The following is a 12,653-nucleotide window of genomic DNA, read 5'->3' as shown; positions in this document are numbered from 1 at the left end:
ACTTGCCAAGTAAAGAATTAGCAGTTGTCCTGAGCGATTTGTCACAGCGACGGGTTACGGTCGTCAGGTGCTGTTCTCGGATGTCGTGCAGACTTCGGAGACCGTTCGCGCGACCCGGTCCCGGAAGACGAAGATCGCCGCCATAGCCGCGCTGTTGGACGCCGCCGACCCCGCCGAGCTGGAACCGGTGGTCGCGTGGGTGTCGGGCGAACTCACCCAGGGCCGCCTGGGCACGGGGTGGCGCACCCTGTCGGGCCTGGCGATCGACCCCGCGCCCGAACCCGCGCTCACCGTCGAGGCGGTGCAGTCGGCGTTCACCGCGCTGGCCGGGACGGCGGGCGCCGGTTCCGCGGCCCGGCGCAAGCAACTGTTGGGCGACCTGTGGGGCGCGGCGAGCGCGCCGGAGCAGGCGTTCCTGCTGCGGTTGCTGTCCGGCGAACTGCGCCAGGGCGCGTTGACCGCGCTGGTCAGCGAGGCCGTCGCCCGCTCGGCCGATGTGCCGGTGGACGCGGTGCGCCGCGCCTACATGCTCTGCGGGCAACTGCCGCGCACCGCCGTGGCCGCCCGCGCGGGCGGCGAGCGGGCGCTGGCCGAGTTCCGGCTCGAGGTGGGCAGGCCGATCCGGCCCATGCTGGCCTCGCCGGGCGCGAGTCTGGACGAGGCGATGGCCGAATTCGACGGCGAGTTCAGCCTCGAGATCAAGATGGACGGCGCGCGCATCCAGGTCCACCGCGACGGGGAGGAGGTGCGGGTGTTCACCCGGACCCTGCGCGAGATCACCTCCGGTGTTCCCGAACTGGTCGAGTTGGTCCGCGGCCTGGACTGCACCAGTGTCGTGCTGGACGGGGAGACGCTCGCGCTGACCGACGACGGCCGACCCCGCCCGTTCCAGGAGACGATGAGCCGGTTCTCGGTGTTCGACCCCGCCCTGCTCGCGCCGGGGGTCAACCCCACCAGGGAACTGCTGCTGCACCCGTACTTCTTCGACTGCCTGCACCTGGACGGCCGCGATCTGCTCGACGAACCGCTGCGCGAGCGTCGCGCCGCGCTGGCGAAAGTGGCGGGCCCGCACAGCATCCCCGCGTTGACCAGGCCGGATGCCGAGGCCGCCGCCGAGTACGTGGACGGCGCGCTGGCGGCGGGGCACGAAGGCGTGATGGTCAAATCGCTGGAAGCGCCGTACGCGGCGGGTCGTCGCGGTCGCGCCTGGCAGAAGATCAAACCCATCCACACCCTGGATCTGGTGGTGCTCGGCGCGGAGTGGGGTTACGGGCGACGCACCGGCTACCTGTCGAATCTGCACCTCGGGGCGCGCGATCCGGAGACGGGCGAACCGGTGATGGTCGGCAAGACGTTCAAGGGCCTGACCGACGCGCTGTTGCAGTGGCAGACCGCCGAGTTCCCGCGGCACGAACGCTCCCGCGACGAGTACACCGTGTTCCTGTGGCCGGAATTGGTGGTGGAGATCGCCTTGGACGGCGTGCAGGTCAGTCCGCGCTATCCGGGCGGGGTGGCGCTGCGGTTCGCGCGGGTGGTGCGCTACCGGCCGGACAAGACGCCGGCCGAGGCCGACACCATCGATTCCGTGCGCGCGCTGTTGCCCTGAGGGCGGGCAGAACACCGTACTCGGTTGCGAAATGGTTCCATCCGCCGGTAGCGGTGTAGTAACCCGACTGACCGGTCTTGCACACTGGAGGGGTGACCGCCGAACTGCTGATTCTGCTGATCGTGATCGTCACGGCACTCGCGTTCGATTTCACCAACGGTTTCCACGACACCGCCAACGCCATGGCGACCTCCATCGCCACCGGAGCGCTGCGTCCCCGCGTCGCCGTCGCCCTCTCGGCGGTGCTGAACCTGGTCGGCGCGTTCCTGTCGGTCGCGGTCGCCGCCACCGTCGCCAAAGGGATCGTGCGACTCAACGAGGTCAGCGGACAGAACCTGCTGCTCATCGTGTTCGCCGGACTGGTCGGCGGCATCCTGTGGAATCTGTTCACCTGGCTGCTGGGCCTGCCGTCGAGTTCCTCGCACGCGCTGTTCGGCGGCCTGATCGGGGCGACCGTCGCCGCGCTCGGGTGGAACGGGGTGATCTGGGCCTCCGGCCAGGACGGCGTCCTGACCAAGATCGTGGTGCCCGCCGTGCTCGCGCCGATCATCGCCGCACTCGTCGCCGCCATCGGCACCTGGGGCGTCTACCGGAGCACCCGCCACTCCGACCAGGACAAGGTCGTCGAGGGCTTCCGCTGGGGGCAGATCGGGTCGGCCTCGCTGGTGTCGCTGGCCCACGGCACCAACGACGCCCAGAAGACGATGGGCGTGATCTTCCTGGCGCTGGTCGCCCACGGCACGCTCACCGCGAGCGACCCGATGCCGCTGTGGGTGATGGCCTCCTGCGCCGTCGCCATCGCCGCGGGTACCTATCTGGGCGGCTGGCGGATCATCCGCACCCTGGGCAAAGGGCTGGTCGAGATCGACTCCCCGCAGGGTCTGGCCGCCGAATCCTCCTCCGCCGCGATCATCCTGACCTCCGCCCACTTCGGCCTGCCGCTGTCGACCACGCAGACCGCCACGGGTTCGATTCTCGGCACCGGACTCGGCAAGGGAGCCGAGGTCCGCTGGTCCGTGCTGGGCCGGATGGCGGTGGCCTGGACGCTGACCCTGCCGATGGCGGGCCTCGTCGGCGCGCTCTGCTGGGCGCTGGCGCACCTGATCGGCGGACTGCCCGGTGTGCTGGTGGTCTTCGCGATCCTGCTCGTGCTGGCCGCGCTGATGTACGCGCGGTCGCGGCGCGACCCGGTCGACCGGACCAACGTCAACGACTGGCCGCCCGCCGACACGCCCGGGGGTGACGACACGGTGCGGGCCGATCCCGGACCCGGCGCGGTGGCCGCGCCCGCTCCCGTCGCCGACCCGCCGCGACCGGTGTCCGTGTCGAGTGTCGCGGTGGACGCGCCGGTCGAGCGGGAGCAGACTCCGGGTGAGTCGGTTCCGGCCGGTGGTCCCGCGAACGGCGAGTTGATCCACGATCCGCTCGCGTTGCCCGCCGACCGGGCGACCGACGGCGACCGGGACCCCACCCGACGGATGAACGGCGTGTCCGGAACCGAGCACTGAGGAGGCAGCGCACATGCACACGTTCGTGACGAATCTCCACTCGCTGTGGCAGGTCACCCTGGCGGCGCTGATCTTCGGCGCGGGCCTGCCGATCGTGTTCGCGGTCGGCGTGCGCTGGTGGTCGGCGACCCACACCGTCGACCCGGACGGCACCGCGCGCCGCGACAATGTCGCCTTCGCGGGCGCGCTGGCCTGTTTCGCGATCGTGCTCGCCGCGATCATCACCGGCATCCTCTACACGGCCAAGGCGTTCCTGTCCGCGCGCCTGGGCATCCACCTGTTCGGCGAATCCTGAAGGGCGCGCCCGTGACCGAACCTTTCGCGACCGACCGCACCTCCTCCGGCATGGACGACCACGTCGTGACGGCCGCCGCGTCGGACCACTCCGGCGGGTCGACCGGGCTGTTCGAGACCGCCGACCAGACGCCGACCGGCGATTCGATCGGCGCGCGCGGCAGCCTGCTCGAGCGGATCGTGGCCTGGTTGCGCGCCGGATATCCGCAAGGCGTGCCCAGCACCGACTACGTCGCGCTGTTCGCCGTCCTGCACCGGCACCTGACCGATTTCGAGGTCGCGGCGATCGCCGAGGAACTCGTGGAGGACAACCCGGACTCCGCGATCGGGCAGGAGGAGATCGAGGCCGCGATCGCCCGGGTGGCCCTGGAACAACCCGCGGCGGGGGATGTCGCCCGGGTCGCCTCGCATCTGGCGGCGGGAGGTTGGCCGTTGGCCGATCCACCCGTCGACCCGGACTGAGCGGGGACGCGATGCCGTCGTTCCTGACCGCGATCATCGAATGGCTGCGCGCCGGCTACCCCGACGGAGTGCCGGAGGCCGACTACGTTCCGCTGCTGGCGCTGTTGCGACGCAGACTCTCCGACGAGGAGGTGCGCGACCTCGCCGCCGAACTCGCGCGGTTGGGCGTCCTGCCGCACGAACGGGTCGACATCCAGGTGATGATCACCAAGGTCACCAACGAGATGCCCTCGGAGGCCGACGTGGCGCGGGTACGCGACCGACTGGCCGCGCACGCCTGGCCGGACCGGCCCGCCGCGGGCGAGGACTGAGCCTCAGTCCTCCCCCGAACTCGGTTGCGGCAGCGCCAATTTCTCCACCACGACATTGGGCGCGACCCGCGTGCGCAGGCAGCGGTCGATCTCGCCCGCCACCGGGATCACCACGGCCGCGGCGGCGGTGGCGACGGCGTCGGACAGGATGGCGGGCCAGTCCGGCGCGGACTTCTCCGACAGCGCCGCGATCACCGCCGCCGCCGCGGAATCATCGGCCCCCGTGGGATTTCCGGCGACCGATTCGTTCAGCAGCGCCGACCACGCGCCCGACGCGGTGACCGCGACCATGCCCTCCACGCACCGGTTGGCGATCACCGCCCTCGTCCCGTTCTCGATCAGCGGCCACACCGCGGCTACGACCTCCTGCGCGTCACAGGGTTGCTGCCCGGTCAACCTGCGCAATTCCTCGCGGTTGAGCATGAGCACCACGCCCGGCACCTGCGCCGTCAACCGCAGCGCCTCGCCGTCGATGTCGCACAGCGTGGACACCCCGTGCTCCACCGCGAGGCGGGCGATCTCGGCGGGCAGCGCCGGATCGACGCCGCCGGGCAGCGAGCCGGCGATCACCAGGCCGTTGATATCGGGCAGCAGACCGCTGACCCGGGTCCGCAACTGTTGGGCGGCATGGGGATTGGAGACCCGCGCGCCCGGTTCCAGCAACGCGGTCGCGGTGCCGTCCTCGGATTCGCTGATCACCACCGTGCGCCGAACCCACGGCAACGCGTGCACGAAATCCACCGGGAGTTCGAGTTCGGCGGCCGCGGCGAAGGCGTGATCGGAGAAACCGGTCGCGCGCGCGTACTTACCCAGCTGGTTCAGCACGCGGGTGACATTGATGCCTTTGCCGCCGATGCGCTGTTCCACCGAGCGGACCCGGTGGGCCTGCCCGCGCTCGAACCGCTCGACCCGATAGGTCATGTCGTAGGCCGGGTTCATGGTCACGGTGAGGATCACGTCAACCACTGTCCATGTCTGAGTACCCCGTGTAGCTCTAGATCGTCATCGAGTATTACCAGATCGGCGAGCCGGTCGGCCCGCAGATCGCCGACCTCGCGCAGGCCCGCGGCACGCGCGGGAACCGAGGTCGCCGCGAGCACGGCCGCGCGCAACGGCAGCCCCGCTCCGCGCACCGCCCATCGCAGACATTCCAGCAGCGTAGCGGTACTGCCCGCCAGACAGCCGTCGGGCAGTCCCGCGACGCCCGCGCGGACCGCGATCTCCCGTTCGCCGAGCCGGTAGCGACCGTCCGGCATCCCGGCCGCCTGGATCGCGTCGGTGACCAGCGCGACCCGCTCCGGCGCCGCCGCGAACGCCAGCGCGGCGAAACCGGGATCGATGTGCACGCCGTCCCCGATCACCTCGACCACCGCCGAGGTCGTGGCGGCCGCGTGCAAGGCGGCGGCCACCGGGCCGGGGGCGCGGTGATGCAGCGGGGGCATCGCGTTGGCCAGGTGGGTGACCAGCGTGGCGTCACCGTCCGGGGGCAGCGCGGCACGGAAGACCGCGTAGTCGGCGTCACTGTGACCGAGCGCCACGACGACGCCCGCCTCCCGCAGTCGCCGCGCGGCCTCGCGATAACCGGGCAGTTCGGGGGCCAGCGTCACCACCCGCAGGTGTCCCTCCGCCGCCGCGATCATCCGGTCGACCAGGTCGAGATCGGGTTCGCGCAGGTGACGAGGGTCCTGCGCGCCGTGCCGGGCCGGTGACAGGAACGGTCCCTCGGCGTGGATTCCGGCCACGAACCCCGCCGCCGCGACCTTCCGCAGCGCGGTCACCTGCGCGAGCATGGTCGCCGCCGAGCCCGTGACCAGGCTCGCGAGCACCGTGGTCGTCCCGCGCGCGTGATGGAACCTGGCGGCCGCCTCGGCCTCGGCGGGCGATTCGGTGTCGAACCGGTACCCACCCCCGCCGTGCACGTGGATGTCGACCAGGCCCGGCAGCAGGAGGCCCCGGTACTGCGGCTCGGCCACCCGCGGATGCCTGGCCCGCCACACGTCGAAAGGCAGCACTTCCTCGATCCGCTCGCCCCTGACCGTGACGATGCCGTCATCGAGGAGGTGCGCGGCGCTGATGACGCGTCCGCGCAGCACCGTGGAGTCGGTCACGGTCCTCCTCTCGGAACGCCGCCGCTGCCGCGCTCGTCGCTGTCCCGACCCATCCTTGCCGACCGGCGCGGCCCATACCTCTCGATCCGCGCAGATCGACGCCGGACCGGCACACGGGCGCGCATACCGGCCGTTCGCCGGTGAGATATGTTGTCGCCCTTGCGGTGCGGACCGGGGGAAATGCGGGGCACGGCCTCGATTCGGGAACAAGACGGTAAACTCGGGGTGTGGTGCGGCGCGTGGACGACCCCGGCGAGGGGCGCAGTTACGGCGGTCTGACCCGGGAGCAACGGGTGGCCCAGCGGCGGATTCGGCTGATCGACGCCGCCTTGGAGCTGTACGGGACCCAGGGGTACGCGGCCACGTCGATCGAGCGGTTGTGCGCGCTGGCGAACGTGTCGACCCGCAGTTTCTACGAGGATGTGGGCAGTCGCGAAGCCTTGTTGATCGCGGTGGTCGACCGGACGACCAGTCGGGCGATGGACGCGGCGGTGGCGGCGTTGCGCGCGGTGGACAACGAACCGCTGCCGGTGCGGGTCAAGGGCGCTTTCCGCGCGTACCTATCGGTCACCTGCCGTGATGTGCGCACCGCGCGGGTGCACTACGTCGAGGTGGTCGGGGTCAGCGAATCCGTCGAGCAGTGGCGTTGTCGTCAGCGCCGGTTGGTCGCCTCGCTGCTGGTCGGTGAGGCCGAGCGCGCGGTGGCGCGCGGCGAGACCGCGCCCCGCCGTTTCGACCTGTTCGCGCTGGCGGTGATCGGTGCGGTGAATTCGCTGGCCCAGGAACTGGGCGGGTCCGCGGGCAAACGTCCGTCGCTGACGTTGGACGAAATCACCGCCGAGGTCTCGAATTTCGTGATCTCCGGCTTCGACCGTCACTGAGCGCCGCGCAGCCGTAACGGCGACGCAACCTGGGGCCGCGCGCGGGCAATACCGGTGCAATCGAGCGCTTCTATGGTGGCCGACATGAGTACCGAGACCGAGGTCGGCGGGGAAGAGCGCGGCGGGCCCGATCCGGCCGCGGGCGGTACCGGCCTGCACATCCGCGGGTTGACCAAATCGTTCCGGGCGGGCCGGCGCACCGTGCACGCCTTGGATTCGGTGGATCTGCACACCGCCAAGGGCACGTTCCTCTCGCTGCTCGGCCCCTCGGGCTGCGGCAAGTCGACGGTACTGCGCATCCTGGCCGGTCTCGAGGAGCCCAGCGCGGGCACCATCCTGGTCAACGGCGAGACGCCCGCCGAACTGCGCCGCCATCACGAACTCGGCATCGCCTTCCAGGACGCCGCGCTGCTGCCGTGGCGGTCGGTGCGCGCCAATATCGCGCTGCCATTGCAGGTGGCCCGGATGGCACCGGAACCGGGCCGTATCGACGAGTTGATCCGCCTGGTCGGGTTGGAGGGGTTCGAGAAGGCCAAACCGGCGCAGTTGTCCGGCGGTATGCGTCAGCGTGTCTCGATCGCCCGCGCCCTGGTGGTGCGTCCGACGGTGCTGCTGCTGGACGAACCGTTCGGCGCGCTGGACGATATGACCAGGCAGCGGCTGAATCTGGAGTTGCTGCGGATCTGGACGGAGAAGCCCGCGACCACGTTGATGGTCACCCACGGCATCGCCGAAGCCGTCTTCCTGTCCGACACGGTGGCGGTGATGAGTCCGCGGCCGGGCCGGGTGCTGGAACTGGTCGACATCGATCTGCCGCGTCCGCGCCTGCCGGAGATGACGCGCACCCCGGAGTTCCACGCGCTGCACGACTACCTGTCGGAACTGCTGTTCGGTCGGACCGGGACCGGTGGGGTCGCGGCGGACGGTGCGGCATGAAGTACGTCGGGGGCGCGGCGGGCGTGCTGGGGATGATCGCGGTGTGGTGGCTGTGCGCGGCGCTCGGCGTCGCGGGCGGCACCATTCCGAGTCCGTGGACGGTGGTGCACACCATGTACCAGGACGGATGGCAGCTCTACGGCCCGAACGTCGGCATCACCGCCCAAGGGGCGCTGCGCGGTTTCGTCTGGGGCAACGTCGCCGCCGTGGCGCTGGCGGTTCTGGTGGTGCTGATCCCGCCGATCGAACCGCTGGCGACGCAGTTGGCGATCCTCAGCTACTGCACGCCGCTGCTGGCGCTGGGCCCGATCATCCTGGTGGTCTTCGGCGGCCGCACCCCGACGGTCTTCCTGGCCGCCATGTACTGCTTCTTCACCACGATGGTCGGTACGGTCGCCGGCCTGCGTTCGGCCGACCGCGCCGCTTTGGACCTGGTGCGCGCCTACGGCGGCGGACGGTTCCAGCAACTGTTGCGCGTCCGGATAATCGCCGCGTTGCCGAACCTGTTCGCGGCGTTGAAGATCGCCGCGCCGTCGGCGGTGCTGGGCGCGATCATCGGTGAATACCTCGGCGGGGTGGACAGCGGGATCGGGGTGGCGCTGACCGCCGCCCAGACCGCCTACAACGTGCCGCGAACTTGGGGGATGGCCTTGGCCGCGGCGGCGTTGGCCGGTCTCGGCTACGCGATCGTCGCGCTGGGCGCTCGACTGGCCGCGCCCTTGACGGCGGGACAGGCGCGATGACCGCGGCCCGCCGGATCGCGGTGTTCCTGTTCCCGCTGCTGACCTCGCTGCTGCTGATCCTGGTGCTGTGGGAACTGTTCCTGCGGGTCTTCCCGCAGGTCGGTCCCCGGGTCGGCAAATCACCCGGCGACATCTGGCGCTACCTGGTGACCGCGCCCGGCGCGCCCGCCGCCCGCTCGGCCATCCTCGACGACCTGATGATCACGCTGCGCGACGCGGCCATCGGCTTCGGTCTCGGCATGGGCGCGGCGCTGGTCATCGCCGCCTTGTTCGTCTCGGTGACGGCCCTCGAGCAGACTTTCATGCCGGTGGCGATGCTGTTGCGTTCGGTGCCGCTGGTCGCGCTCGCGCCGATCATCGTGCTGGTGTTCGGCCGCGGATCGGGCGGCGTCGCGGTGATGGCCGCGATCGTCGTGCTGTTCCCGGCGCTGGTGATGATCGTGACGGGGTTGCGCGGCGCGCCGCGCCAGGCGTTGGACGTGGTCGCGGCCTACGGCGGGTCGCGCTGGACGGGGCTGCGCATGGTCGCGCTGCCCGCCGCGCTGCCCTCCGTGTTCGCCGCCGCCCGGATCTCGGTGCCGGGCGCGCTGATCGGCGCGCTGATCGGCGAATGGCTGGGCAGTGGAACCGGTTTGGGAGCGAGTCTGATCCGGGCCATCCCCACCTTCCAGTACAACAAGCTGTGGGCGAGCATCGTGATCGTCACACTGGTGTCGGTGGCGCTCTACGCGATCGTGGGCGTGGTGGAGAACCTGGTCCTGGCCCGATTCGGCGCGCCGCGCGAGCCGGACTGACCCGCCGGGCCGCGGCGAACGGTCGGAACGCGGAGGTAAACAAACCGAAACCGGCCGACCCTAGATTCGGTCCATGACACCAGTGTTCGATCGTCGCCGTTTTCTCCGCTATTCCGCGCTCACCGGTGCCGTCCTAGGGGGCGCCGCGACGCTGGCCGCCTGCGGTGACGACGCGGCGGAATCCTCCGGCGGGTCGCGCGCGGACGGCTCTAAATTCGGCGCCGTCGCGATCCAGTTGTCCTGGTTGAAGAACATCGAATTCGCCGGTGAGTATTTCGCCGATTCCCGCGGCTATTTCCGCGACGCCGGATTCGGCGCGGTGGATCTCATCGCGGGCGGCGCCGCCAGCACGTCGGTCGAGGCCGGACTCGACACCGGAAAGGTGTGGTTGGGGCTGTCCGCGCCGCAGACGACTGCCCCCGCGATCCTGGAAGGTCTGCCCGCGAAGATCGTCGCGACCACGTTCCAGAAGAATCCGTTCTGCATCGTCAGTTCGGCCGGGAAACCGATCGGCTCGCCGCAGGAGATGAAGGGCCGCAAGATCGGCGTGCAGGACACCAATCAGTTGATCTTCAACGCGTTGCTCGCCGCGAACGACATGAAACCCTCCGACGTGACGATCGTTCCCGCGCAATACGATCCGACACCGCTGGCCAACGGTGAGGTCGACGGCTGGGTCAGTTACGTCACCAACGAACCGATCACGCTGGCCGCCAAGGGCTTTCCGAACGCGAATTTCCTGTTCGCCGACTACAACCTGCCGCTGGTCGCGGAAACACTCACCGTGCTGCAATCCACCATCGACGACGAACGCGACAAACTGAAGGCGTTCCTGGCCGCCGAGATCAAAGGGTGGAAGGACGCGGTCGCCGACCCGGCCGAATCCGCGCGCCTGGCCGTCGAGGTCTACGGCAAGGACCAGAATCTCGACCTGGCCGAACAGACCCAGGAGGCCACGGCGCAGAACGGCCTGGTGGTCTCGGCCGACACGGCCGCCAACGGCCTGCTGACCATGACCGATCGCCTGGTCGAACAGAACATCGCCGCCTTGCGCACGGCGAAGATCGACATCACCGCCGACCAGTTGTTCGACCTGTCGGTGCTGCGCGAGGTCTACGCGGAGAATCCGGGTCTGAAGCAGTAATCGCTGACGGGACCACGTCGTCGGGGCCCGGTCGTCACAGGGCGACCGATGCCCTCGCGCCGAAGACGTCCTCGGCGTGAACCACATCGGCCCTACCAGGGTGGACGGGGACGCTCCGTCCACTGCGCGCCGCGAGCAGTTCCGCGGCGATGGCGATGGCGTGCTCGGTCGCGGTGCGCGCCCCCACGGCCAGACCGGCGGGGGAGTGCAGTCGCGCCATCGTCGCGTCGCCGAAGCCGCCCGCCCGCAGGTCCTCGACCCGGCGGTGGTGCGCGGCCATCGTGCCCGTCGCCCCGAGGTAGGCCAGTTCCGGCAGGCGCAGCGCCACCGTCAGCAGCGGGATCTCGAAGGTCGGATCGCCCGAGACCACCACGATCGCGGTGTCGGCGTCGATCTCGCCCGCCGCGGAGAGCGTGTTCAGGTAGCGGTGCGGCCAGTCCACCACGACCTCCGCGCCGGGGAAGGCGTCGGCGGAGATCAGGTCGTCGCGGGAATCGCAGATCGTCACCCGGTAGCCGAGCAGGCGGGCCTGCACCGTCAGAGCGGCGGAGATCGCGGTCGCGCCGAAGATGATCATCCGGGGCGGCGGTGCGAACGAGCACACGAACACGTCGGATTCGGGCAGGGCCACCAATTCGGTGGCGTGGCGCTTGTCGGTCACCAGGTGCTGACCGATCAGGTCGCCGTCCGGATTCCACACCACGGTGAAGATGGTGGTCCGGCGGTGCGCGGCGATCTCGGCCGCCACGGTCGGGAATTCGGGGAAGTCGCGGCGGGAGAAGGGTTCGGCGAAGACGTCGATCATGCCGCCCGCTTCGTTGCCCGCCTCCGTGGCGGGCACACCGAAGCGGTGCATGGCCCGGCGTCCGGTGCGGGCCGCGGCCAGCGCCGCCTCGCGCACCGCGGATTCCACCGCCCCGCCGAGAACCGAGCCGTAGGCAGCGCCGTTGGCGTCGACGAGAATCGCCGAGCCGACGTCCAACGGCCCCGAACCCACGGTTCGCACGACGGTGGCAAGTCCTCCGGTCCGGCCGGAGTGCCACACCCGCAATAGGTCATCGACGATGTCGCGCATCTGTTTCTAGCTCCGATCACCGGGCGTCGTGGCCGGGAAGTCGCGATCGAGTCCCGTCGCCAAATCGTCGCACGTGACGCACACCATATCCTCTCGACCGACCAAATAGGTGCGGGCTCCCGAATCTGCTACCGCGCTCGACCAGACCGAGGTCCAGTGCTTGTGGCCGATCACAACCGGGTGCCCGGGTGTGCCGCGGAACACAGCTCTGGCCAGCCCGCTCGGCGCGGTGCGGGCGGCCGCGACGACCCGCGTCACCACCTCGGGGCCGACATCGGGAGTGTCCACCGGCATGATCGCGACGTAGTCCGCCGCGGTGTCCGCCACCCGCGCCAGGCCGGCCCGCAGCGAGGCGCTCAGCCCTCTCGCCCAGTCGGCGGCCCACACGTGCTCCGCGCCCGCGGGCAGCGGCATCGGCTCCGGACCCGTCGCGCCGAGGACCACCACGACCGGCGCGCAGCCGCCGTCACGCAGGGCGGCCACCGCCGCGCGCAGCCACGCGCCGTCCTCGGCCAGCGCTTTGGGCATCCCGTAGCGGGTCCCGGCGCCGGCCGCGAGCACGATCCCCGCGCATGCGGCGGGGGCACTCGGGGCGGGGGCGGTGGAGCTCACGCCCGCCACCGTAGCGGCGAACCATTGCCCGTGGGTTACCTCCGCCCGCACGGTGGGGGAATTCTGACGTTTTCATGACGAAGTTCTCGCTTCGACAGACCCGACGGCGGGTGGCGGGCGAATTCCCGGCGGGTCGCGGCCCGTTCGGGTGGCGGCCCGGCAGGCGGTGGCCGATGCTG

Annotated in this window: 14 protein-coding genes; 10 read left to right on the top strand and 4 right to left on the bottom strand. The window is 70.6% G+C overall.

Annotation, left to right across the window (positions count from 1 at the left end):
- Positions 1 to 67 precede the first annotated feature (67 nt).
- From ON30_RS25000 to ON30_RS24980, 5 genes are all read left to right on the top strand, one after another.
- Positions 68 to 1,606: an ATP-dependent DNA ligase gene (locus ON30_RS25000; RefSeq protein WP_040710644.1), complete on the top strand. Its 1,539-nt coding sequence runs from the start codon at positions 68 to 70 to the stop codon at positions 1,604 to 1,606.
- 92 nt (positions 1,607 to 1,698) lie between these two features.
- Complete coding sequence (locus ON30_RS24995; protein ID WP_245554198.1) at positions 1,699 to 3,114, top strand: inorganic phosphate transporter; 1,416 nt, start codon at positions 1,699 to 1,701, stop codon at positions 3,112 to 3,114.
- A gap of 13 nt (positions 3,115 to 3,127) precedes the next feature.
- On the top strand, positions 3,128 to 3,409 hold the full coding sequence (locus tag ON30_RS24990) for a hypothetical protein (RefSeq protein ID WP_040710643.1): 282 nt from the start codon (positions 3,128 to 3,130) through the stop codon (positions 3,407 to 3,409).
- An 11-nt stretch (positions 3,410 to 3,420) separates the two neighbouring features.
- Complete coding sequence (locus ON30_RS24985) at positions 3,421 to 3,870, top strand: DUF3349 domain-containing protein (RefSeq protein ID WP_373282624.1); 450 nt, start codon at positions 3,421 to 3,423, stop codon at positions 3,868 to 3,870.
- A gap of 11 nt (positions 3,871 to 3,881) precedes the next feature.
- On the top strand, positions 3,882 to 4,181 hold the full coding sequence (locus ON30_RS24980) for a DUF3349 domain-containing protein (RefSeq protein WP_040710642.1): 300 nt from the start codon (positions 3,882 to 3,884) through the stop codon (positions 4,179 to 4,181).
- Between the two features lie 3 nt (positions 4,182 to 4,184).
- On the opposite strand, the gene ON30_RS24975 is transcribed toward ON30_RS24980, so the two are convergent.
- On the bottom strand, positions 4,185 to 5,138 hold the full coding sequence (locus ON30_RS24975; RefSeq protein ID WP_083911661.1) for a hexose kinase: 954 nt from the start codon (positions 5,136 to 5,138) through the stop codon (positions 4,185 to 4,187).
- Positions 5,135 to 6,289 carry an N-acetylglucosamine-6-phosphate deacetylase gene (nagA, locus tag ON30_RS24970; protein WP_040710641.1) on the bottom strand — a complete coding sequence of 385 codons (1,155 nt, stop codon included), beginning with the start codon at positions 6,287 to 6,289 and terminating at the stop codon, positions 5,135 to 5,137. Before nagA ends, ON30_RS24975 begins: the two co-directional genes overlap by 4 nt.
- Positions 6,290 to 6,516: 227 nt before the next feature.
- Here nagA and ON30_RS24965 point away from each other — a divergent pair, with 227 nt between their 5' ends.
- From ON30_RS24965 to ON30_RS24945, 5 genes are all read left to right on the top strand, one after another.
- Positions 6,517 to 7,170 carry a TetR/AcrR family transcriptional regulator gene (locus tag ON30_RS24965; protein WP_040710640.1) on the top strand — a complete coding sequence of 218 codons (654 nt, stop codon included), beginning with the start codon at positions 6,517 to 6,519 and terminating at the stop codon, positions 7,168 to 7,170.
- Between the two features lie 84 nt (positions 7,171 to 7,254).
- On the top strand, positions 7,255 to 8,106 hold the full coding sequence (locus ON30_RS24960) for an ABC transporter ATP-binding protein (RefSeq protein ID WP_051029961.1): 852 nt from the start codon (positions 7,255 to 7,257) through the stop codon (positions 8,104 to 8,106).
- Positions 8,103 to 8,849 (top strand): ABC transporter permease, encoded by a 747-nt coding sequence (locus ON30_RS24955; protein ID WP_040710639.1) that lies wholly within the window; start codon positions 8,103 to 8,105, stop codon positions 8,847 to 8,849. Before ON30_RS24960 ends, ON30_RS24955 begins: the two co-directional genes overlap by 4 nt.
- On the top strand, positions 8,846 to 9,643 hold the full coding sequence (locus ON30_RS24950) for an ABC transporter permease (protein WP_040710638.1): 798 nt from the start codon (positions 8,846 to 8,848) through the stop codon (positions 9,641 to 9,643). Before ON30_RS24955 ends, ON30_RS24950 begins: the two co-directional genes overlap by 4 nt.
- 73 nt (positions 9,644 to 9,716) lie before the next feature.
- Positions 9,717 to 10,787: an ABC transporter substrate-binding protein gene (locus ON30_RS24945; RefSeq protein WP_040710636.1), complete on the top strand. Its 1,071-nt coding sequence runs from the start codon at positions 9,717 to 9,719 to the stop codon at positions 10,785 to 10,787.
- Positions 10,788 to 10,821: 34 nt separating this feature from the next.
- Here ON30_RS24945 and ON30_RS24940 read toward each other — a convergent pair whose 3' ends face one another.
- Both ON30_RS24940 and ON30_RS24935 read right to left on the bottom strand, forming a co-directional pair.
- Positions 10,822 to 11,862 (bottom strand): XdhC family protein, encoded by a 1,041-nt coding sequence (locus ON30_RS24940; RefSeq protein WP_040710634.1) that lies wholly within the window; start codon positions 11,860 to 11,862, stop codon positions 10,822 to 10,824.
- A gap of 6 nt (positions 11,863 to 11,868) precedes the next feature.
- On the bottom strand, positions 11,869 to 12,483 hold the full coding sequence (locus tag ON30_RS24935; protein WP_373282629.1) for a nucleotidyltransferase family protein: 615 nt from the start codon (positions 12,481 to 12,483) through the stop codon (positions 11,869 to 11,871).
- Between the last annotated feature and the right edge of the window lie 170 nt (positions 12,484 to 12,653).

It is taken from the genome of Nocardia takedensis NBRC 100417 (assembly GCF_000308695.1).
GTDB lineage: Bacteria > Actinomycetota > Actinomycetes > Mycobacteriales > Mycobacteriaceae > Nocardia > Nocardia takedensis.
The sequence above is the reverse complement of the archived record's forward strand: the minus strand, read 5'-3'. Positions and strand labels throughout refer to the sequence as shown.

What these genes read in the sequence shown, in the direction of transcription:
- ON30_RS24955 (WP_040710639.1), top strand. Translation starts at nt 8,103, where the DNA reads ATGAAGTACGTCGGGGGCGCGGCGGGCGTGCTGGGGATGATCGCGGTG.
- ON30_RS24940 (WP_040710634.1), bottom strand. Translation starts at nt 11,862, where the DNA reads ATGCGCGACATCGTCGATGACCTATTGCGGGTGTGGCACTCCGGCCGG.
- ON30_RS24950 (WP_040710638.1), top strand. Translation starts at nt 8,846, where the DNA reads ATGACCGCGGCCCGCCGGATCGCGGTGTTCCTGTTCCCGCTGCTGACC.
- ON30_RS24980 (WP_040710642.1), top strand. Translation starts at nt 3,882, where the DNA reads ATGCCGTCGTTCCTGACCGCGATCATCGAATGGCTGCGCGCCGGCTAC.
- ON30_RS24990 (WP_040710643.1), top strand. Translation starts at nt 3,128, where the DNA reads ATGCACACGTTCGTGACGAATCTCCACTCGCTGTGGCAGGTCACCCTG.
- ON30_RS24945 (WP_040710636.1), top strand. Translation starts at nt 9,717, where the DNA reads ATGACACCAGTGTTCGATCGTCGCCGTTTTCTCCGCTATTCCGCGCTC.
- ON30_RS24960 (WP_051029961.1), top strand. Translation starts at nt 7,255, where the DNA reads ATGAGTACCGAGACCGAGGTCGGCGGGGAAGAGCGCGGCGGGCCCGAT.